Raw genomic sequence first — 22,429 nt, 5'->3', positions numbered from 1 at the left:
GAATTGAATCATATAACTAATTAAAATGGTTAAGAGGAAACTGAATGGAAAATGAATTTAAAGGTGTTAGAGCTTTTTTAATGATTCCACCATCAATTTCACGAGATGAGGATTTACTAAAAAACCCTAAATCAATACTTTTAATGGGTGAGATTATCTCAATGCTTAATGTTACTGGAGAGTTTTTCATGAGTAACAGAAAAATAGCAGAGCATTTAAGAGTATCTATTCGCCAAGTGAATAGATATTTAGACTTGCTTGAAAAGAAAAAATTAATTGAGCGTGAAAAAGTTGTTAGTGATAAAAATGGTGCAGTCTTAGGAAGAAAAATTCATGCTGGATCAGCCCTCATGACACATATGTCACTAGGGTGGGGAACTGAGTGTCATGAGGGTAATGACATTGATGACATGCCCCTAGTGTCACCAGCGTCACATAAATATAGCAGTATTAATAGATCATCTAATAGAACAGTTAATAAATCTTCTTCTGCGAAGAAAGAAGAAGATCCAGAAAGAGAAAAAATCTACAAAGATTTTTTCTTTATTGCAAGAATGAACGATAACCGTAAAAATCAAACAACTAGACCATCTCTTGATGAAATTAAGCAAATGAGAAAGTTGCTATATGAATGTGATGTTAGTACTTTGCAAGTTACAAAAGATAAATTCAAAGAGCGAATGGAGTGGGATATGGTCGGCAAGCCATTTGCATATTTGTTAAAGCTATTAAGAGATGGATTGGCAAATGACCAAAATTATGAAAGCTGGGGATAAAGATGCAAGAAGACATGACTAAAGCTTTAATCAACATTCCAAGTCTTACAAACTTTGTAAAAAGTATTGTCAAAGAAGCTGTCGAAGAGGATAAAAAAGATTTAACTGGCAAAACTTGGAATATTAAGCAATTTAGGGAGACTTGTTGTCGAGGTAAGGGTGATAACTGGGTGAGAACTTTTATCTTCGATGAGTTTCCAGAAGTTAATTACAAAAATGGTGGTTTTGTAGTAAATCCTAGAAAGACTTCTGAAGGCAAAACAACAATTATTTTTGCTAAAGAAGCCTGTGAATGGATGCAGAAGCATCAACATGAAATTGATTGGAACGCCAAAATTACTAGTTAGGAGGGCTAAGTAATGATTAAAGAAAACTCAGATGAATTCTGGGAATTATATTCTGGAACCAGAAATGCAACAATGTTTATTGAGTTTGAATATTTTAATTAAGAATATTTAGTGGAAGATATTAAAGACATCGGATTATCAAATTAGTATCAAAAAACGCTCTACAGAATAGCAGAGCGTAATAATATAGCAAAGTGGAGAAAAAACAAATGAATTTAAAATTAACAGGTAAAAAAGAAAATTTTGATAAATTTTTGGTTAAAGTAGATGAACTTGGTTATGCCATTAATGATTCACTGCCTATCAACTGGCCATTGAGTTTAACCGACTCTGCTAGATTATTAAATGAGATGTTAGGTAATAAGCGACTTAAGATTAAGCAAGAAACTGTAACGACATCTGATAATGTTGCAATTCAGATTAAGACAACCATTCAAGATATGGAATTACAAGTATCAACTAGCTCAGTAACCATGCTAGATTCAAATGATCAAGTCGAATACATACTTAACTGGTGGCAATGGAGAATTAACTGCCAGCTAGCACTAATTAGTGGAATTTCAAGCATGTATGAATGCCCAAAAGACTAATTAGCATTTTCTAAAACGGATTTGATCAGAGAAATGATTAGATCTGTTTGCTGATTGGTTAAATCTGATGGCAGAGCGTTTAATATTTTGCTCTGTTGAGGAGTTAATCGAATTTCTTTAGAGGCATCTGCTAAGGAATTAACGCTGACGCTAAATAAATCGGCTAATTTGGCTGTATTTTCCTTGCTAGGGGTATTTACCCCTGCCAGCCACTTATAGACTGTAATAGGCTTTATATTGAGCCTACTGGCAATTTCCTGAACAGATAAATTGCTGGTCTGAATTAACTGTTTAAGATAATCAGTTCTAAATTTTAAATCTGGGTCATCAGTTTTTTCAGCTAGTTGAGATAAAAAGTCTTTAGTGGGCTGATATGAAGGATCAAGTTCATTAGGTGAAACATGCAAGGCTTTAGCGATCTTTACCAAGTTATTTTGTGGTATGGCGCCATTTCCTAAATAATAGCGATTAATTGATGGGATCGAGATTCCTGTTAGTGCTGCTAAGTCTCTTTGAGTTAGTTTTTGATTGTACAAAATTCTTTTGAGATTGGCACTAGTAATTGCGATGATGGATTGCTTAAGTTTATCTTTCATAATATGCCCCTTTAAAAATTTAAATTCTATGTAGTAAATCATTATTAATATATCATTTTTGCGATACTTTTGTATAAGATCGTAAGATATTGATAAATAGATAATTAGACGGATATGAGGTTGTAAGAATGAATCCTAAAAATAAAAAAGTTGCACAAGACTTGCTTGATGGAAAAGTTGATATTCAAGAAATTGAAGATAGACTGTTTTCCATTGCGTTTCTTAGCATGGCAGATGATCTTGAACTAGATGGGCAACGACTTAGTAGTAAGCGGAAGCTAGAGTTAAACAGCTATTTAGCAGGGGAAGCATTGGGCTTAATGGGAAACAGTCCAGAAGTATTAAACAATAGAATTTATAACCCAGACTATCTAGCAAAAATGGGTAAATTGATTGAGAAAGCTTTTGTAGATTATATGAATATGTCGGGGGTTCATGATGAATAAATATGATTTATATCCTGGAATGCTAGCTACACCTGCAGAATTAGCTAAAGTTTTTACTTGGCGCTTTAGAAGTGAGGTGCTTGGAATTCAACCGTTGGATAGTAATAGCTTTTATGTTCGCGTTAAGCAGCTTAATGGTCATTTTATCAGCATTAAGGCTAATCAAAAGATTAAGTATGTTGGTGAAGGAAAATGGCTCGTAGTAGTTGAAAAGAGCTAGCTATGAAATTATTTTTAAGCATATATTTGGCTTACTTTCTTACGAGTTTGATTTGGATAGCAGTAGTCTTTAACAAGACAGACGCAGAAGAAAAGTATGTTAATAGAGTTACCAAAAGAGACAAACAAACTGTGAATTATAAGTCTGTCTCGCTTAAAGTAATGAATGTTGATATGAATCAAGGATGTTCGATGCTTGAATTATTATCAAATGATCATCATTCTTTTGAGGACGATACCCCTATAGTGATTAAGGCAATCGTACCTAAAAATCAAATAAAAGTTTTTAAAGCTAAGCAAGCAAGGCAAATTGAAGCCGATTTGCAAGTAGTTATCAATACTAGAGGTAATATTCCTCAAGTTCAGACAAAGGTAATAAGAGTTTATTAATGCTAAGGAGAACGCTATGTTTTTAGTACTTTCACAAACAGATTGGTTTTGGATTATGGTTTGGGTCTTTATTCTTGCTTCAGCATTCCATCTCTGGAAATTGGTTTGGCTTGCTTTCGGAATCTATCTGATTTTTCCAGCTCTGTTAACACTGATGGATGGTGTATGGAGAATTGCGCTGGTAATTGGTGTGATTTTTCTAGGAATTAAGGGTTTATCTATGGGGATTGCTTGGATTAAGCGGAAAATAAAGCAGAACAAGGAAACAAAGAAGGTAAAAGCATGACTAAGATAATTAGGCTTCATCCATATGGTTCGGAGCAGTTACCAATTTTAGGAATGAATGAAATGGATCTCGAAATTGATGATCAAATTTTAATGTCTATGTATCATGAATATTTAGCTCAAGGTGGTACTGAAAAAGATTTTAAAGAAAAACAGGCAGCTTATATTAGCCAAGCAATGAGTGATGAGTTTAAAAGAGTGCTAGGTAGACGTAAGCTAAGTGAGTTTTTGAAAAGAGTGAAGTAGAAATGGCGGAAGCAAAATCGTTAGCAATTACCTGTATAGTAGCAATTCCTATCTTAGTTTTATTTATGTTGGTATGCTTTTGGATTTTAAAGCAACCAGGTTTAACTTTTGAACGTAAGTATGTGAAGGCGCTATGTGTGTTAATACCTTTAGTTATAGTTTTCTTTTCAATAATACTTCTGTTTTTGGTGTTAGAGCATTTGATTTAAAAGTGGAGGGTAAAGCTGGTGAAGAAATTGATCAAGGTGTTGAAAGGATCATGGTTGACGAAAAAACAGGCGTTGAGTATGTCTTGATTGAAAATGATGGAGGAATCACACCTCGAATTGATAAAAATGGGAAGCCCGTTATCAATCAACAATGGCTGAAAAAGCATCAGGAAAAGGAGCTTCAGAAGAAAGTAAATAGAGAACTGCAAAAATACACAGTTCATAATTAGGAAGAATAAAATGAATATCTTATTAGTATTATTGTGGATTGTTTTTAGTATTGTGCTTAATATAAAAATTATGTATATTCTTTTTTGTCTTGAAATATCGTAAAAACGATATATAATATAAATATCAGAAAACATTTAAAAATAGGGGGGAGTAAGAGAGTGATTAATCAGATCGTAATGGATGGCTATATTGGAAAAGATTTAGAGTTAAAAACGACACAATCCTTAAAGAAATATGTGTCTTTTACCATTTGTCAAAATCGTTATAGTAAGATTCAAAAATGTTATGTTGGTGAATGGCATCATGCAGTTGCATGGAATAAAGTAGCTGAAGATCTCGTTGCTAAAGTACATAAAGGCTTAAAAGTTATTCTAGCTGGTGAACAAAGGACTAGAAGCTTTATTGATAAAAATGGTAATAAGGTTGCATATGAATATATCTGGGTTAACTCATTTGATGTTTTAACAAGTCAAAATGAAGTGTCTACAAAAGCTATTCCTCAGAATTCAAATCAAGCAAATGATGAAGAGCCAGAAGCTGACCGTACCATTGTGGAAGCAAACAAAAAAGATAAATTGGCAGAAGAACCTTTTGGAAGTCAGAAAGAAGTACAACTAACAGATGCTGATTTACCATTTTAATAAAGATAATGCGATTGGTGAGTATTGGATGACAAAAAAATCAGTAAAAAATAGACGCTTTAGCGTATTCAGAGTGGAAAAAGAAGTTTATGAAATTCTGACGATAGATGGGTACCATTACTGGAATATTGACGGGTTATTTATAAAAAATCCAAAAAATTTTTTGTCTCTAAAGTCTTATAAATACAATACTGGATATAAAAAAGTAACTTTTTATCGAGTAAGTGAGATTTATGATCAAATTTATTTAGGCTTTGGATTTGAAGTAAATCCTAAATTAGGACATCGCAGGTTATTGTGTAAAAGAAAATATCCTGAATCTCATCATAGGAAAAAGCCGCTAATTGATGTTAGCAAGTAAGATATTATGATCAGTTCATTTATATTAGAACATTTTCGATACATAGTGATCGCATTTGGAGCGGGGAATTTATTCATAATTATTCTTATGGCAATATCATCTTTGCCAAGTTTAGCAGGCACAAGGTTTGCTAACTTTTTTGAAAAATTGGATGAATTAGTGACAGTTCTGCTATCGATTCTTGGAATTATTCTATGGATCATGATTTTATTTATCGGATATTACTGGAGCTATTTAATGTAAAACTAGGGCGTAATTTAATAGGTAAAATGCAAGTTGGAATGAATATTTGTTAAAGGAATTGCTCCTCTTTTGAATCAAAAAGTTGATATTCATATATATCCCTATTTTTAATACTTTAATACTCAATACTTAATACTTGCAATGAAAGTTCGAATCTTTCCGCTCTAATCTAGTGAGGAAAAATATGTATAAGTTAATAACAGTCGCAGTAGGTATTTATATTGTTTATTACGTCTGGCGAGCGTATTCAAACATGAAAAATTTGAAGAAAAATATGGATGATAATCCTAAAGAACTCCTTATTAGGTATGACAGTCAAATTAATGATTTGCGAAAACAGTTAACAGAAGTTAATGAAACAATCGCAAGAAATCAGGGCTTCCCACCAAGTTTTTCCGTTAATAGGGGGCTTAAGAAAGCCAAGAAGCAACAAGAAAAGCTACTGCAACGAATTACACAAAAAGAAGTTGCTAGAAGCAATTATTTGAAATTATTGAGAAGCTATCAAGAAGGAAAAATTGATAAAGCAGCATTGAAGAAATGGGTAAACGAAAATCAGAGGAGATGATAAACGTGAAAAAGTTTAGCAAGTTTGCTTTAACTGCGTTAGCTGTGACAGGAGCAATTATTGTGGCAGTAGTCGTGACAAATCAAGTAAAAGAGGCAAAATCCTTAGAATGTTAATCATTAAGAAAGTCGGTACAATTATTGATTTTTGATCAATAATTTAGCTGTTCAACTCAGCTATTTCTTTTAGGACTGGTAGACAGTCCACTAGTACATTGAAAACAGAATAAGCGTCAACTATGCTCTGCAACGGGTGTAGGACGTGTGCATGACTATTGAGCCGACTCAATAGGATTTGTAAGACAGAGAATTGAAGGCACAACGGGTGGAAGAAGAAAGAATCACACCTGCCGAGATGGAGATAGCCGTCCATCAATAAAGATTACTATTATTTTTGGCTTGATGATAAGTCTTAGTTTGAACGAAATTTAAAATTTAAAGTAATAGTAATAGCTGTAATAGGCTACTAAAAGATAAGCATACATTCTTTTTGGCTGTTTTAACATGTGAATACCTTGATGAAAAACTCAAGAGTAAATAAAAAGTCGGAGTGTGATCAAGAACAGTAAGTGAGTCAATAAACTTAATTATTTAAGTGTTGTAGTAACTGAAGGGCAAGAAAGAGTCTTTGATTAGGATTGATAAGAGGATAGCTTGCGGAATGCGTGAAGCGAGAGGTTAGAGATAGGTGAAGCTATCTGCTACGTACTGTACAAAAACTTACAGTTTGATGGCTAACTAAGAAACCATCATCGTTATCGGTCATAGCGTAAAACCGTTGGTAATTAAAAAGAGATCACAAACTATAATAATAGGGAAATTAAGATGAAAAGTTATGAATAATTTTGATTACGTTGATCGATTGGTTAATGTAATGAAAAAATTAGATGTTACAAGATTAACGGCGGATGAGTATGTCCGTTATCGCAATCAATTAGCGAGGGAATACCCTAAAGATTTTACGCCTTTAAGGCAAAAAGAAACATTAGCATTACGTGCATTACTTTCCCGAAAGAATGATCAAGTGAAGTTATCTTTTACATATGATCGTTTTGGAAGATGTACGCAAGAGTATATTTTAAAATAATAAAAATTAACGGATATCCCGCTGCTATAATGTTGCGTATGTAGTATAATGAAAGCAGGTGAGAGCGGGGAAAAGTTAGCGAGTAATTTAAGCTGAATTATTTGAAGGAAAGAGGAGCAAATTATGTTTATGAAAAAGAATGTATTAGTAAGTTTATCTGTTGCAACATTGTTATCAGTTGGAGCAGTAGGTGTTAATGAAATAAATGGTGTTGCTAATAATACAAATGTTGTACAAGCAGCAGTAAAAAATGGCAAGCTTACTCATAATGCCTATATTTATAAGAGTAATGGCAATCGTTATGGCAAGAAAGTATTGAAGAAGGGCAAAACAGTTAAGATTCTCGGTACAAAGAAGATTTATGGTAAGAAATACTACCGCATTGGTAAGAATCAATACGTTAAGGTTGCTAATTTTGCTAAGAAGACCAGTAAAGCTAATGCAGTTGGTGGACAATACTATTTAACTCATAATGCTTATGTTTATAATGCAGAAGGCAAGAGAATTAAAGGCGCTGACACTTTAAAGAAGAGTCATATTTTTACAGTAGTTGGCACCAAGACTATTAATGGTGAGAATTACTTATTCTTAGGCAATGGTCAATACGTCAAGGCTGCAAATGCACAATCAACTTCGGCTGAAGGTGCTAATAACCAAGTAAACAATAATGCTACGGATACTGCAGTAGGTAATACTACTGGCAATTCTGCAACAGCAGAAAAAAAGACTAATAATTATAATAGCTCAAATTCTCAATCTAAAAAACAAGAATGGATCAAAGAAAAAGGTTATATCTACTTTACTGATGACCAAGTATCCCAAATTCAAAATTATTTATGGCAAAAAATCAATGCTTATCGCCAAAGTAAAGGTTATCCTGCCTACAAGACAAATCCAGAGTTGAATAACTTTGTAAATCGAATTATGCAAAAAGGTACTCCTGAATATAACGCTTTAGGTGATGGTATTGGTACATTTCAAAATACTGATACCTTAGCTAAATTTTTACCTAAATTAAAGGCGTTAGGAATGGATAGTGCGAGAAGTCTTAATGATTTAGATGCCTTCAGATATAATAATGTGAAACAGCACTTCATTAATCTAAAAGAAAGAGATCCCAAGAAAGTCGCAGATGAAATCTTTAATGCTTATACAAGAGAAGAAGACAACATAGACTTGAGAACACTTGAAGGACATAAAGATAAATATGCTTATGCTGCTTTAAAAGTTAGATTCAATAATGAGGGAGATTATATCGATCACGGTTTGGAATTAAACTTTACCGTTGTGGGAAGTTATTCGCCAGAATGGATTAAGGCTTGGGAAGCTGCTAAGTAGAAATTAGAAATAAAGGTTAATTAGTTATGCTAATTGCCTTTTTTTGTTCCTAAAATGAAACCTGAATTGTCAAATTAAGTGCAACAGTTAGGCTATGAGGAAATATATTGCTTGAAGAGTTCTTCTGCTGTGTGATATTGAAGGATTCGACGATGTTTGCGGTTAATGGCATCAGTTGCCTGTTGAACATAAGCAGCTGACTTATCTTTCATGCTTTTGCCTTTAGGGAAGAATTGACGCAGAAGTCCATTGCAGTTCTCATTGGTGCCTCTTTCCCATGGAGAATATGGGTGGGCGAAGTAGATCTGGCAGCCTTTGATCTTGGTCATATCCGCAAACTCAGAGCCATTGTCAAACGTGATCGATTTAAACCAGGCAGGATGTCTGTCAATCTCATTTTGAAGCAGCCTTTGGCATGTGCTTGCCCGATAGTCAGGAATCTTGATAACTACTTCAAAGCGTGTGGTTCTTTCGGTCAAAGTCATTAAAGCAGGCTGATTCTTGCGTCTGACGCCTTTAACCAGATCTCCTTCCCAGTGCAGCGGCGTTTTTCTGTCTTCAATCTCTTTAGGACGCTGTTCAATGGAATTGCCAAGATTCTTCTTGTGCAAAGCATGACCGCTCTGGCCGTGATGACGCTTGTTCCTGCGTCTTTTGAGCTTCATAGGCAGATCAATATTGCTTATGTCCAGCAAGCCCTGATCAATATAGCGATAGACAGTTGGTGTGCTGGGACAAGGGTAGCCTGGCATAGTCCTTTTGAATTCACCAACGAATTCATCGATGCTGGTGGCATCAAATTTAGCTTTGAAGCGTCTGGAGAGCATTCTCAAAAAGACAGCATAATGCTTCAATGGATTGCGCTGATAGCAGTTTTTGCGACGCTTCTCATAATAAAGCTGTGCAGTATCAGCGTAATAGTGCTCATACAATAAATAGCTGCTGTCTCTTTGCAGGACGCTTCCGCGTTTGATTTCGCGACTGATTGTCGACTTATGGCAGCCGACTTCTTGAGCGATAACAGTACGGGAAGTTATGCCGGAATCCAGCATTGCTTGAATTTGTCCACGTTGTACGCTGGTTAATTGATGATAGTGCTTAGAAATGCTAGAATTTGAATTGGTCATGAAGATCTTCCTTTCTTGATTTTTCGTCACTTCAAGTTTAGGTCTTCATGGCCTTTTTGTTTAACACTTGGTGTTGCACTTCAATTTTAAATCCGGGTCCTAAAATGAAAATAAAAAAAAGTAGATTAGCTATTAATCAACAGCGAAAAAGTGATAAAAAGAAAAAAATTGGTACAGTAATAGCTATTATTGCGTTAATTTTAATTGGGGTTGCGATTTACTGCATTGCTAATTTTGACCATATTCAAGGACAAGCTGCTAACTATGTGGCAACTAATCATTTGTCGAGTCAAAGAAAAAACAAACAGAAGAAAAAGCCAAGTTTTAATATGAAGGCTGTCCAACCTGTATCACCTCAATCTCTTGCCAATGCATATCAGCATAGAAGAGATTATCGAGCTGTAGGACAGATAGCAATAAGAGATCATAATGTTCTATTAAATATCTATCGTGGAGTTGGTAATGTGGAACTGAACTTAGGTGCAGGAACAATGAACCAATATCAAAAGATGGGTGAAGGAAACTACGCTTTAGCAGGTCATAATATGGATGATGGGCGTTCGTTCTTTAGCCCATTATATACTGCAAAGGTCAGAGGAAATTTACCTAATGGAACAACAATCTTACTAACAGATTATAAGAAAGTTTATTATTACAAGATCACATCTTCACAATTTATTTCAGTTTATAATTTAAGATTAGCTTGGAATAATAAAGAGTTTAAGAAAAAACCAGTGATATCATTGTTTACTTGTGACTGGACAGGTCAAGGCAGACTTTTTATTCGTGGTAAATACACTGGTTCACAAGATTATAAGGGAGCTTCTAAGTATGTTAGAGGCTCCTTTAATTTTTAGAAAGGAAAATGTTATGGCAAAACAAGTTTTTGTAGATTTCGAATTACCAGAAGCTATGCTTGCTGATACAAATAAAATTATTAAAGAGAAGTTTCCTGCATGGCTAGTAGATAGAAAAGATAACCGAGTAGCCTCAGTTCGAATTCTGTGGGCTGGCTGGTTATTCCTTAAGTATTCGGAAGGTTTGGCTAGCAAGTATGATGGACGTTTTCCATATGTAGCATATACTCCTTATACAGCGGTAGATAGACCTTATGCTTTTCAAACCGTAATGTTGGAAAGTGAATATATTGATGCAATGGAAAGAATGAGTCGTTTGTATCCAGATGTCTTTGAAGATAAGACTAAGGATAAGAATTATTTCTTGGCAATTCTTGGTTATGCTTGCTTAAGAGAGCTGTATGACAATAATATTGAATTACACTATGATACAGAAAAAGCTAATGATCTCGCTGATAGTGAAAATGCACAACTTGATTATGCATGGTTAGAAGATGGTACAAATAAACCATTTTCTATCAAAATCAAGCAATTATCAAAAGACAAGTAATTGCCAATAATTATATATTATTAGAAAACACCTACATATGAATCAATGTTTTGATTTGTGACATTGACAAAAATGCAGGTGTTTTTTTGTTAAATTAAGGAGGAATAGCCTTGAAAAAGCTATCAAAAAAGCAAACTAGAGAATTACTCTCTGCATTAGGTGTAGTAACTACTCTAGGTAGTGTTGGCGTTGGTGTAGCTGTCGCTAATCATAATGCAAACCCTAATATTGTTAAAGCTGATGCAGCAGCTGATGTGAAATATGTGAGTGATGCTACTTTTAAAAAGGGATCAGATATTGCTTTTGATATTTACTACCAAGTTCCATACAATGTAGATCTAAAGAAATTGGTTCTTTTCGATAAATTGGAGCCAGTGTTTACTCATAATAAAACCAGAGTTTTTGATGGTAATACCGATGTTACTGATCAATTTACAGCTGATTTTGATAAAGGTACGAATACTACCAATATGACAGCTAAAAAGCCTCAAGATTGGGTTGGTAAAAAGTTAAGCATGAGAATTGAGACCACGCTACAAAAGAATGCTAACTTAGACAGGTATTTGGATAAGAATACGAATCAATACAACATTCCTAATGTTGGTCAAATGATCTATAACGATGAAAAGATCAAGACCCCACCTGTTTATGTTCATACACCGAATGATGAAGAACCTACTGCAATTAAGCAAGTAGAGGATAAGAACGGTCAATATGGTGAAAAAGCCAAGCATGACGCTGGTGATGAATTCCATTATCGAGTTCAATATTCAATTCCTGAAAATGGTAAAGACATTAGTAATGTTGTTTTCTATGACGATTTGGAAAAGGTTCTTGATCTTGAAGACGTTAAGATCACCGATGACAAGGGAAATGAAGTTACTAAAGAAGGGGATTTAAAACTTGATAAAGATAAAGAAAGTTTTACTTGGCAACCTTCTAAAGAATATCTAACTCAAATGCCAAAGCATATCTACACTGCAGATATTACTGTCAAGCTGAAGACCGATGCAGATTTAAGTGGTTACTTGAATAAAGCAACAAAGAATTACGAAATTCCTAATGTTGCTCATATGAAGTACAACAATAAAGATATTCCTTCAAATCCTGTTAAGGTTGAAACTCCACCTCCAGCCGAAAATAAGGTAGTTAAGAGTGTTCAGGGACTATCAGGTTCCTATCATGAAGATAAAGACAATGTTGAGGTTGGCAAGGACTATACTTATAAGATTGACTATACTGCAGGTGAAGGGCAACATTTAACCGATGTTGAGTTTACCGATAAGTTAGAAGATGTCCTTGACCTTGAAAAGGTAGTTGTTAAGAATGCCGATGGTAAAGATATTACCACTGAACAAGGTACACTTAAGCTTGATGAAAAGAATGAAAGCTTTAACTGGCAACCAAATGCTGACTTGGTTAAGATTATGCCTGGCAAGAAATATACAGTTGAAGTTACTGCTAAAGTCAAAGACAATGCAGATTTACAAAAGTATATTAAAAACAATACCATCGAAATTCCAAATACGGCTCACTTTAAGGCGAATGGTAAAGACACACCATCAAATACTCCAGTTGTGACCCCAAAGGTAGAGGAACCTAAGACGCATAAAGGAATTGTTAAGAATCCTTCAGATTGGGCAAAATTCTTTGGCAACAAGTCTGAAACTTCCTCAGGGCAAGACTCTGATGGTGATGGTGCATTGCCAAAGGATTATCAAAAGGCGCAGGAATACGTTAAGGTTGACCCTAATACTGGTGTATGGAGCAAGGCAAACGATAAGGTAACAGACAAGCAATATGAAGAAGCTGTAAAAATTCTTCAAACGCCGTACAAGAATCCTGTTAAGTCTTCATCACAAAACGCTAGTGAAGTTACTACTAAATCTCCAACTTCTAAGGAAGATTTGAAAGAAATTATTAATTCTTCAACAGTAGATAGCAATCAGGCTTCACGTGGTGATGCTGTAGATTATCTGTTGACGTTTGATATTGGTAATTCTCAAAATATGAAGTCACTTGTATTAAGTGATGATTTGGAAAATGTGCTTGACTTAAAGAATGTTGTCATCATTGATAGTGATGGCAATAATGTAACTAATGAAGGTAAGCTAGTTACTTCAGATGAAGATGAAAGCTTTACTTGGACTGCTAATGATCCAGCTAAATTCTCACGTAAGAAACTATATGTTGCAATTGCTTCTAACATTAAACCAAATGCAGATGTATCAAGCTATGACAATAGCGGTATTCCTAATACAGGTCATATGCAAATTAACGGTCAAGATATTCCAACTAATGTTGTTCATACTACGCTTAATGGTGATCCAAAAAACCCTGAAGATCCTAAGAAGGATAAGCCTAACGATCCTTCTAAACCAGATGGTAAGACCCCAGACCCATATGGAAACTTGGTAAATAAGCAAGTTAAGGCTGAATCAGGTCAATGGGGTGAATCAGATAAGGTTCAAGAAGGCAAAGACTTTGACTACAAGGTTGAATATACTGTCGGTGATAAACAAGATGTTAAATCTGTTGAATTTGCGGACGACTTAGAAGATGTCCTTGATCTTGAAAAGGTAACCATTACTGATGCTGATGGGAATGATATAACTAGCCAAGGTGAACTTACGCTTGATAAGAATACTGAAAAGTTCTCATGGAAGCCTAAGGCTGATTTAGTAGGCAAGATGGGTGGCAAAAAGTACACTGCTAACATTACAGCTAAGTTGAAGAAGAACTCAAAGGTAAATGGTGAAATTCCAAACGTTGCAAACATGAAAGTTAATGATAGAGACGTTAAGTCAAATACTGTTAATGTAATTCCACCACAAGCGGATAAGAAATCACCAAGTAATGTCAATAATCCTAAGAACCCTACAAATAGCTCAGAGAATCCTAACAACCCTAATAACCCAGGGTCAAACAATCCAGGATCAAATAACCCTATTACAGGTAAAAATGGATTCTTACCTAGAACTGGTCACTTTATGATGCAACATGCGGGATGGTTTATTGCCGCATTAGTTGCCATTGCAGGTGGAATTGGTAGTTATCTTTACAAGACAAATGATGATTTCAAAGAAAAGATCACTGGAATCAAGAATAAATTGATTAAGAAGTAAAGGAGAGATCCAAGTGTTAGACGCTACAAAATTAAAAAATACTAAGGTAATCGGCTTAGCAGGAGCGGCTCTAGCAATCGTTTCATTAGGATTTGCTACAAGTACGACTGTTAAGGCTGATAATGCACAAATGCAAGATTTACCTAAGGGAGTCAAAGCTGAAGGTGCTAAAATTCCAGGACAGTATGGTTTTAGACCTAAAATTATGAAAGGAATTACTAAGGTAAGTCCTTTTGGTGGTACTTCTGCAGATTGGGCAACTTCATCTACAAATACAGAAGGTAAATCACACTCTTGGGACGCTTTTAGGCTTAAAGGTAATGAAAATTTAAAGGGTAAAATCGGTGTTTATTATTCAAATGTTGGCTCAGATCCAGTTTCTGGCAAAACACTTGATATGAAAATAACTTTAAATGATTGGAAGATTAATGCTTATAAATGGGATCATTCAACTGATCATGCCAAAAAGGTAGCTTTAGAAAATCCATATGCTGCATTTGGTGTTGATGATTTTGAAGTTTTTACTCCTGGTGATGGTGCCTTGGCTTATCGTGTTGATTTTATTGATCATGATACAGGAAAACCACTAAAATTAAATACTCAAATGACATTTCTCGACATTGACGGTAATCAGTGGGTAGGTTTTGACTCCTCGACTTATAGTCATATTGATAATGTTTACTATGGCGATCAAGAGGGTAAAAATTGGTTATCATATATGGATAAAATGGGTAAAAAATATATTTATTCTGATGCCAACCTTCACCATGAAGCCTTACCTGATGGGTCAGGTACTGTAAAATCTTCTAACCTATATGGTGGATTTACAACTAGTTTATCCAATACAGACCATATGAATATTACCTGGGTTTATGGTACTAATACAGGTAAACATGCTGTCGAATCACAAAATGAATTGTTAGCAAATAATGGATATTGGCAATTAAATGATTCTAATTATGACGCTGATGCACAAAAAAATAAAATTGGAACAATTGCTTCATCAATTTGGAATGGTAATTTTAACCATGCATATTTAGCTTTTGGTGGCAGGGCTATACTTCCAGATAAACCGCTTGATCCTAAAAAGTTTGTGTCAGATAAGGATGAAGGTACTAATGTTCCTAGTGAAATTGGTGGTATTAAATCTGTAACTCACGATATGCTAGAAAATCGTTATGAACAATATCACTATCAAATTGTTCATTCTGTACCAGATGTACGTGATAGATTTAAATATAGTGAATATAGAATTACTGATAATTTAGATAATATTTTGAACATTGATACTGGTTCAATCCGTGTTTATAATCGTGAAAATCAAGATGTTACCCACATGTTCACTGTAACTCTATCCAGTGGCAATAATCTATCAGTAATTGCTAATGGTGATACATTGGCTCTTAATGATTTCTACCGTGAAACTTATAAGATCAGCTTTGATGCTACAGTTAAACCAGGTAAGAGTCTAAAGGATCACGCTGATCCTAAGCATAAAAATCAAGCCGTAATTGATAACCAGTCAAAGGTAATTACTGATAATGGTTCAGCTGATTCAAATATTGTTACCACGAATATCCCGTTCACTAATGAAAAAGACGAAAAATTTGTATCATACGACGGTTTAGGAGATACTAAGTCTCTTAAGGATGTAGATTTTGGTAAGAAATATACTTATCGTGTTGAAGCTACGGTTCCAGATAATGTAGACATTGATTACTTAGCTCTTAAAGATACTATTGAACCAGAAGTTCAAAATATCAAGGGCGTTAAAGTTTATGACTATGATGACAAGAATGCTGCAGGAAACGCAAAAGAAATTACTGATCAAGGTAAACTTGAAATCGATAATAAGACAGGAAAAGTGTCATGGACTGCCAATAATCCAGCAAATTGGCATGGTAAACATTTAAAGATGTTTATTGATACTACTTTAATTAACACACCAAAGCTTTTGGATTATTTGAACAAGGACAACAATATGATTGAAGTTCCAAACGAATCTCATTTCTTGTTCAATAAAGAAGACATTCCAAGTAATATTACTCACGTAACGCCAAATACGCCAAAGGCTTCTGCAGATAAGAAGATTGAGGTTTCAGGCGATTATACCAGTGATGATATTGACCCAACAGGAGATGGGAACAAGAACAAAAACACTGATAAAGATAATAAACGTGAAACTGAAACATTACCTAATGACAAAGATGAATAGCATATAAAGGATTAGATAAAATGGTGTGAAAGTCTAATCCTTCTGTTTCTTTCGGGTGAGACGGTGGGCAATAGTTAAGGAGGATCAAATGGCTCTTAGTAAACAAGACAAGTCCATTTTGCGCAAGCTACATAATTCCCAAGGCTTAACACAAAAGGCTTGGGAAGAAAAAGTTATGATTGAGTTTGTAAAAGATTTGATTTCAGGTAATAAAAGTGAATATAAAGATGCAGTTTTAGAAGTGGCAGGTAAAAAAGAATTATCTGAGCAGCTGGAGAAACTACAGATTGCTGAACCTGATAAGACTTTAAATGATAAGGTTACGTCATCAAAAGATGATAATAAGCTTACAAGTGATTTTAATGGGACAAGTAAAAGTATTTAGTTTAGCTAACTAAATGCTTTTTTTATACAAGGAGGATTAACAATGTTTTTAGCTGTTTATACCAAATTGACCTACTTATTTTGGAGCGGCTTAATCGGTACCCAGGCTTTTTTAAACGAACATCCAGTTTTACTTGATGTTTGGAGAAATATTAATAAGGCTACTGGTAGTACCGAAAAGAACCTGAAGAATATCGCCAAAGGTCTGTTCATTGTCGTTATTATCTTGGCTGGTATTCTTTTTGCTTTTGGTAACAGAATGTCGCAAAATGCAAAGCAATTATTGATGTATGCGCTGGTAGGTGTTGCCATTGTTGCTTTAGCTGCAAGTTTAGTACCATCATTCGCAAATATGTTTGGTTGGAATGCTAGATAGTTAATTTATAAGTAAGGTGAAGTAAGTAAGACTTACTGGGTTGATGGTGGGCGTTGAAGAAGGAGAGAAGATTATGCTATTAGTTACCTTTGATAAGGTACCAAAAGGGGCGAAAAAATATTTTCAATTTAAGCATAAATTAAGTAGAAAATCGCCTGAATTAGACATTAAAACTGCAGATGATGCAGTTAAGGACTATGCAAAGAGCTTAGAAGAAGCTGATTCTAATGTTACATTTACTATCTTTGATGATGAAGATGAGGATCGTGAAGAGAGCAGCTTTGAAGCACAAATTTTACCTGAGGATCAAGACGGGGGTATTTTAAACTTGATTGATCGTGATTTAGAGAATGAAAATTTAACTCGTGATCAAGAAGAAACAGTAACAACACTAAAGGATCAAATCTTTAATGAACTTGAACCTAGTTTGAGTGATGATGAAGAGGACTTAAATAAAGACAATGGGTTCATGTTTAATAATAATCAAATTCTAGATTCAGATGATGAAGTGCGTGATGAAATACCTCCTGAAAATGATGTAAATGATGAGACTGAGGATAACAGTCCAACAGAAGAATCAAATAGTAATGCCGCAACCAATCCTAGTTTGAATAATGTTCCTACACAATTACCTGAAGAGGTTGATGCTTTACCAATTCAAGCAGGTCAAACAACTGAAACAGAAACTAGTCGCAGTGAAGTAATTAGCTATGGCAAATATACCGATGCCAATGATATTCTTGACCGTTTGCCAAGAGGATATGATAAAAATCAATTTGCTCTAAATAATATTCGTCATGATTTAGGCTATTTAGATAATCCTAAAGATCAATATGATCAAGCGTTGAATGATAAAATTGATCAGGCGTTAAGAGATTATTCAATGCAAGATATTCAACGTGTATATGATGAAGGTTTAGCGAAATCAAAGGCTGCAATTGTAGATAGATTAAAGGAAGCATATAACAGAGTTACTAAAGAGTCACTAGATAAAATTGTTGAAGACAGAACAGCGGCACAGATTCAACAACTGGTAGTTAAAGCAACTCATCAAAAGCAAAATAATCAATCTGACTTGAGTAAATTAAAAGAAAACAAGGCACTAGAACTAAAGACTAATGATGAAGCCGCATTAGCTGAGTATAAGAAGCAATTAGAAGAAAAACGCAATATAGCTTTGAAAAATTTTAATGATCAAGAAGAGCTTAAAACTCGTAATGCTAATGAACAAATTGATGAGCAATTAAAGGCTGATAAAGCTAAAGTAGAACGTGTTGCGCGTGATGAAGAAGTACAAAAACGAAATTCTGAGTTAGATGATAGTAGAACAACCATTAGTAATGATTTTGATCATGCAGTTAGAAATAACTATGACAAGAATAATGATTTATTTGAAGACAATTTAAAGAAGGTTCAAGAAAAAGTTCGATTAGCTAAAGAACAAATAAATCAACAAAAGCAACTTGATCAAGAAAAGGCTGAGGAAAAGCGTCAGCGAGAAGCAGAAGCTGCTCGCAAAGAACGTGAACTTGATTTAAAGCAAAAAGCAATTGAGCAGAATGAGTCTTTAGCAAAATTGCAACAAGAAAATATGGCAAAGTTGCCTGAGGAATTTGCGAAAGCAATTGCTGCAGCAATTACTCAAAATAATTTAGAAAATCCTAACGTAAAAATTACTTTAAATAATGATGGAAAGAATGCTTTAGTGCCTGTGCCACATGTTGATGGTGAAATAGTAGACTTAGATGATACTAAGAAAAATGATGCACCAATTGATTCTGAATCAAATGAAGAAGATTCAGAGTTAAAGCCAGAAACCGAGGATAACAGTCCTAAGAAACATCACTATAAATCTGAAATTATCTCATTAGTTTGCCTTGCAGCTGCGACTTTGGGTGGTACATGGGCTTATACTAATAACCATTCTAATAATGAACAAAAAGCTTCAATTGAACGATCAAGTTCAAACTCGCATGTCAAGAAAAACAAGCAATCAAGTAGTAAGCAATCTGCTAAAAAAGATATTGCTAAAAATCAAAAAACTAATGCTAAATCAAAGACTAAATCTACTCCAACTTATTTAACTAGGTCACAAGCTATTTTAAAACAATATCGTGAAACTAAGACTTGGGCACAAAAGAGAGATATGCTAGATGGTTTATTAGGGCAAGGTGACGCAAGAAATTTAAAGAAGATTGCTACAATATATTCAAATCCAATTGCTAGTTTGTACAGTGCCATTGCTAATGAAGACAAAGCTCAGACAAGGGATATTTGGCTAAGTTTAACTGATGATCAGCGAACAGAAATTTCCAACTCAGCTAAAAAAGCTGTCGCATTGGCTTTCTATGATATTGCTGATTGGCAAGATGGGTGGTTAGCTAGATATGCGTACTAAAAAAAGAAGATCACGAATAAATCTAAAAAATGCTAGAAACAAGGAAAAGAATCTTGTAAAAAAGGGCTTGTATCAAGTTGAAAGACAATTACATCGTCCCAAAAATGAAAACAAGCAGTCTAGCAATATTAATTTTAATTATACGAAGCTGATAACAACGTTGGTTATAGGAATTTTTATCTTTCTAGTAATAATGTGGTTATTAGGAGCATTCCATAATGTCATGTTACAAACTAAAAGTAAAAACTATAACTTATTCACGAATGGTCTCGATTTAGATAAAGTGGGATTAGCTGGCTTGAATTTCTTTAAGACACAGTTGAAGCCCATGGAAATTTTAGAGGTATTTGCTGCTAGCGTAATTATTGGTGGATTGTTAAGTCAAAAATTTCACTTTGAAAGTCAAAAAGTCGCTCATGGGCAAAAGGGAAATGCCCGTTTTACTACAGTTAAGGAATTAGAAGACACCTATGTAAAAGTGCCTGATCATAGTCAACCAGGGTTAGATCCTAAAAAGCCTAGCTTTAAAGGTTTTGGTGGGTTTCCCATTGCTCACATTAATAGATTAGGATTAACCCAAAAATTTCCATTTATTACTAAACATGGCTATTATTTCATTGATACAAGTACAGTTCATAATTTGATTGTTGGTACTTCACGGTCTGGTAAAGGTGAAACTACTATATTAGAACAAATCGACCTAGTAAGTAGGGCTGAAAAACAATCGTCACTAGTCGTGAATGATCCTAAAGGAGAACTGTATGTTGCTTCTGTAAATACGTTGAGGAAGCGTGGCTATGATGTTTATGAATTAAATTTAGATGACCCAAACAAAGGAATCGCATTTAATCCGCTACAGTTAATCATTAGAAGCTGGGAGCAGGGCGATGTTGAAGGAGCAATGCAATTAGTTAACTCAATTACCTACTCGCTTTATTTTGATAAACAAGCAGGTCAAAACAAGTGGGTTAATGACGGCGCACAATCAGCTGTTAATGGTATGATTATTGCTTTGATTGAGTATTGCATGAATCCTAAAAACTTTAGAGATAAAAAAGCCCATCCAGAATATATTACTTTTGTAAATATCGCTGATTTAGTTAATCAGTTAGGACAGATAGATTATACTAATCCATCAGATCCATATACTCAACACAACGTTTTAAGTGAATACTTTAAGCATTTGGAACAGGGATCTATTGCTAAAAAAGAATTCGGTTCCACAAATTTCTCAGGTGATAAGGCAAGAGGCTCAATTTTTTCAACTGTTGTACAGAAACTAGATATTTTCACTTTACCGAAAAACTCACGCATGACCAGTATGAACACACTAGAAATGAAATCAATTGGTTTTCCAAAATATTTGGAGTTTCAATTGCTTGATCAACGACTATATGGTGAGTTAATTAAAATCAATTTTAGAGATAATCATAATAAAAAACTGAAAACGAATGAGATTCGTGTTAGTCAAAAAGGATTTGTTGAAAACAACTTTGATGTCAATCTAAAAACAGGAAGCTTTGTTGAAATTGAAGCTATTGCAGGACATAAGCGTTTGAAGAATACTTTTAAGTTAAAGATTAATCCTAAAGTTAAAAAGGTTGAAGTAAGTCAGGTAGGAAAACCTGAAATTAAGATGGAAAACTTTAAGATGCATTATAGTGATAAGCCAATTGCAGTCTTTATGAAAATTCCAGATTCAGATGCTTCAAACAACTTGCTAGCTACAATTTTTGTTAATCAATTATATACAGAATTATCACGTCAGTGTCGGCTGGTTCAAGGTGGAAAGACAATTAGACGAGTACAATGTATTTTTGATGAGTTTGGTAGTATGATTCCGCTGCAGAATATGGATCAGATTATGACAGTTTCAGCAGGTCGTAATATTCTATTTACTTTAGTTATCCAGTCTTATGCCCAGCTCTACAGTAAGTATGGCAAAGAAGACGGACAAGTTATTAAAGAAAATTGTCAGAATAAATGTTTGATTATGTCTACTGATTCAGCCACTAACAAAGAATTTTCAGAAGCTTGTGGCAATAAAACGATTGAGACAAGCAATATTTCTAAAGATCAAAATGGTTTAGCCAAAAATGTTAGTGTTAGCGTAGATAAAGTACCGTTGATACTACCAGAACGATTAGAACATTTAGCTGGCGGTGAAAGATTAGTTTTGAGACCTTTAACAAGAATGAATAAATGGGGCTGGGCGGTAGTTTCACATCCTATTTTTAACACAGGAAAAACATTAATGCCGTTTGCACATACATTCTTAACTGATGACTTTAATCCTAAAACTAATCCAGATTTAGTTGAAAAGATTGATGCACACGCCAATATTAATTTAAAAGCATTAGAAATCGATTGGAGCAAATGGTTAACTTGGACTGAGCAAGTTACCAAACAAGATGAAGATGGAAATGCAGTAGTAGAAGAAGAAAATTTGGCTTTGCAGGCGTATAACCAATATCATCAAAGTGACGCAAATGTTCAAGCAACTACTAAAGATGCTAAAGAAGAACAAGAAATGAAGAAGTCTTTAAAGGAAGAAGAAAATCAGATTCCACCATTTATCACGAACTGGTTAACGGAACATGATGGTGATATTAGTGATGGAACAAAACAAGCAATATTGAACGAGGCTATAAAATTAAAAGATGTGCCTGAAGGACAAAAACCAAGTTCAATAGCTTTTGTTAATATCATCTATAAAGATAAAAAATTAGAAGATAAGAACAAGGAAAAGAATGAGTTAACACAGGAATTTAGCCAAAGCTTTAATGAATATTATCAAGATAAGTAGCGATAATGACTACTTATCT

The 22,429-nt window shown here is 34.4% G+C and carries 24 protein-coding genes; 22 read left to right on the top strand and 2 right to left on the bottom strand.

Going from position 1 to position 22,429, the window contains the following annotated elements; translation table 11 throughout:
- Window positions 1-44 precede the first annotated feature (44 nt).
- From J6L97_RS07495 to J6L97_RS07485, 3 genes are all read left to right on the top strand, one after another.
- On the top strand, window positions 45-776 hold the full coding sequence (locus J6L97_RS07495) for a helix-turn-helix domain-containing protein (protein ID WP_057726496.1): 732 nt from the start codon (window positions 45-47) through the stop codon (window positions 774-776).
- A 14-nt stretch (window positions 777-790) separates the two neighbouring features.
- On the top strand, window positions 791-1,123 hold the full coding sequence (locus tag J6L97_RS07490) for a DUF771 domain-containing protein (protein ID WP_225907780.1): 333 nt from the start codon (window positions 791-793) through the stop codon (window positions 1,121-1,123).
- A 209-nt stretch (window positions 1,124-1,332) separates the two neighbouring features.
- Window positions 1,333-1,713 (top strand): hypothetical protein, encoded by a 381-nt coding sequence (locus tag J6L97_RS07485; protein WP_057726498.1) that lies wholly within the window; start codon window positions 1,333-1,335, stop codon window positions 1,711-1,713.
- Here the strand turns inward: J6L97_RS07485 and J6L97_RS07480 are convergent.
- Window positions 1,710-2,309, bottom strand: a complete 600-nt coding sequence (locus J6L97_RS07480) for a helix-turn-helix domain-containing protein (protein WP_021355763.1) — start codon at window positions 2,307-2,309, stop codon at window positions 1,710-1,712. The genes J6L97_RS07485 and J6L97_RS07480 overlap by 4 nt on opposite strands.
- A 128-nt stretch (window positions 2,310-2,437) precedes the next feature.
- Here J6L97_RS07480 and J6L97_RS07475 point away from each other — a divergent pair, with 128 nt between their 5' ends.
- The 11 genes from J6L97_RS07475 (at window position 2,438) to J6L97_RS07425 (ending at window position 8,572) form a co-directional block, all read left to right on the top strand.
- Entirely contained in the window at window positions 2,438-2,755 is a 318-nt protein-coding gene (locus J6L97_RS07475; RefSeq protein ID WP_057726501.1) for a hypothetical protein, read from the top strand.
- Window positions 2,748-2,975 (top strand): hypothetical protein, encoded by a 228-nt coding sequence (locus tag J6L97_RS07470; protein ID WP_021355765.1) that lies wholly within the window; start codon window positions 2,748-2,750, stop codon window positions 2,973-2,975. Before J6L97_RS07475 ends, J6L97_RS07470 begins: the two co-directional genes overlap by 8 nt.
- A 2-nt stretch (window positions 2,976-2,977) precedes the next feature.
- Entirely contained in the window at window positions 2,978-3,364 is a 387-nt protein-coding gene (locus tag J6L97_RS07465; RefSeq protein ID WP_005721456.1) for a hypothetical protein, read from the top strand.
- 16 nt (window positions 3,365-3,380) lie between these two features.
- The gene (locus J6L97_RS07460) at window positions 3,381-3,650 is read left to right on the top strand and encodes a hypothetical protein (RefSeq protein ID WP_054832686.1); all 270 of its coding nucleotides are present in this window, start codon (window positions 3,381-3,383) and stop codon (window positions 3,648-3,650) included.
- The gene (locus tag J6L97_RS07455; RefSeq protein WP_054832685.1) at window positions 3,647-3,895 is read left to right on the top strand and encodes a hypothetical protein; all 249 of its coding nucleotides are present in this window, start codon (window positions 3,647-3,649) and stop codon (window positions 3,893-3,895) included. Before J6L97_RS07460 ends, J6L97_RS07455 begins: the two co-directional genes overlap by 4 nt.
- A 133-nt stretch (window positions 3,896-4,028) precedes the next feature.
- Entirely contained in the window at window positions 4,029-4,334 is a 306-nt protein-coding gene (locus tag J6L97_RS07450; RefSeq protein WP_054832684.1) for a DUF6440 family protein, read from the top strand.
- Between the two features lie 159 nt (window positions 4,335-4,493).
- Window positions 4,494-4,976, top strand: coding sequence for a single-stranded DNA-binding protein (locus tag J6L97_RS07445; RefSeq protein ID WP_057726503.1), 483 nt, complete (start codon window positions 4,494-4,496; stop codon window positions 4,974-4,976).
- Window positions 4,957-5,337: a hypothetical protein gene (locus J6L97_RS07440; RefSeq protein ID WP_005723235.1), complete on the top strand. Its 381-nt coding sequence runs from the start codon at window positions 4,957-4,959 to the stop codon at window positions 5,335-5,337. The genes J6L97_RS07445 and J6L97_RS07440 overlap by 20 nt, the downstream gene beginning before the upstream one ends.
- A 427-nt stretch (window positions 5,338-5,764) precedes the next feature.
- The gene (locus J6L97_RS07435; RefSeq protein ID WP_005723233.1) at window positions 5,765-6,148 is read left to right on the top strand and encodes a hypothetical protein; all 384 of its coding nucleotides are present in this window, start codon (window positions 5,765-5,767) and stop codon (window positions 6,146-6,148) included.
- Window positions 6,149-6,982: 834 nt separating this feature from the next.
- Complete coding sequence (locus tag J6L97_RS07430) at window positions 6,983-7,234, top strand: hypothetical protein (protein ID WP_005723232.1); 252 nt, start codon at window positions 6,983-6,985, stop codon at window positions 7,232-7,234.
- A gap of 123 nt (window positions 7,235-7,357) precedes the next feature.
- Window positions 7,358-8,572, top strand: a complete 1,215-nt coding sequence (locus tag J6L97_RS07425) for an SLAP domain-containing protein (protein WP_057726504.1) — start codon at window positions 7,358-7,360, stop codon at window positions 8,570-8,572.
- Window positions 8,573-8,664: 92 nt separating this feature from the next.
- Here the strand turns inward: J6L97_RS07425 and J6L97_RS07420 are convergent, their stop codons facing one another.
- The gene (locus J6L97_RS07420) at window positions 8,665-9,699 is read right to left on the bottom strand and encodes an IS30 family transposase (RefSeq protein ID WP_123811765.1); all 1,035 of its coding nucleotides are present in this window, start codon (window positions 9,697-9,699) and stop codon (window positions 8,665-8,667) included.
- A gap of 104 nt (window positions 9,700-9,803) precedes the next feature.
- Between J6L97_RS07420 and J6L97_RS07415 the strand changes: the two genes are divergently transcribed.
- The 8 genes from J6L97_RS07415 (at window position 9,804) to J6L97_RS07380 (ending at window position 22,410) form a co-directional block, all read left to right on the top strand.
- Window positions 9,804-10,556 carry a class A sortase gene (locus tag J6L97_RS07415; RefSeq protein ID WP_057726575.1) on the top strand — a complete coding sequence of 251 codons (753 nt, stop codon included), beginning with the start codon at window positions 9,804-9,806 and terminating at the stop codon, window positions 10,554-10,556.
- A gap of 13 nt (window positions 10,557-10,569) precedes the next feature.
- Window positions 10,570-11,106 (top strand): hypothetical protein, encoded by a 537-nt coding sequence (locus tag J6L97_RS07410; protein ID WP_223876346.1) that lies wholly within the window; start codon window positions 10,570-10,572, stop codon window positions 11,104-11,106.
- 110 nt (window positions 11,107-11,216) lie between these two features.
- Window positions 11,217-14,231: an isopeptide-forming domain-containing fimbrial protein gene (locus J6L97_RS07405; protein ID WP_083554562.1), complete on the top strand. Its 3,015-nt coding sequence runs from the start codon at window positions 11,217-11,219 to the stop codon at window positions 14,229-14,231.
- Between the two features lie 13 nt (window positions 14,232-14,244).
- Entirely contained in the window at window positions 14,245-16,446 is a 2,202-nt protein-coding gene (locus J6L97_RS07400) for an isopeptide-forming domain-containing fimbrial protein (RefSeq protein WP_057726572.1), read from the top strand.
- Between the two features lie 88 nt (window positions 16,447-16,534).
- Entirely contained in the window at window positions 16,535-16,831 is a 297-nt protein-coding gene (locus J6L97_RS07395) for a hypothetical protein (RefSeq protein ID WP_057726571.1), read from the top strand.
- A gap of 42 nt (window positions 16,832-16,873) precedes the next feature.
- Window positions 16,874-17,206 (top strand): TrbC/VirB2 family protein, encoded by a 333-nt coding sequence (locus tag J6L97_RS07390; RefSeq protein WP_005728948.1) that lies wholly within the window; start codon window positions 16,874-16,876, stop codon window positions 17,204-17,206.
- Between the two features lie 73 nt (window positions 17,207-17,279).
- Entirely contained in the window at window positions 17,280-19,604 is a 2,325-nt protein-coding gene (locus tag J6L97_RS07385) for a hypothetical protein (protein WP_057726574.1), read from the top strand.
- A complete protein-coding gene (locus J6L97_RS07380; protein ID WP_057726570.1) occupies window positions 19,594-22,410 on the top strand; it encodes a VirD4-like conjugal transfer protein, CD1115 family in 2,817 nt (938 codons plus the stop codon). Before J6L97_RS07385 ends, J6L97_RS07380 begins: the two co-directional genes overlap by 11 nt.
- The last annotated feature ends 19 nt before the right edge of the window (window positions 22,411-22,429 follow it).

It is taken from the genome of Lactobacillus crispatus (assembly GCF_018987235.1).
GTDB classification, from domain to species: Bacteria; Bacillota; Bacilli; order Lactobacillales; family Lactobacillaceae; genus Lactobacillus; species Lactobacillus crispatus.
The sequence above is the reverse complement of the archived record's forward strand: the minus strand, read 5'-3'. Positions and strand labels throughout refer to the sequence as shown.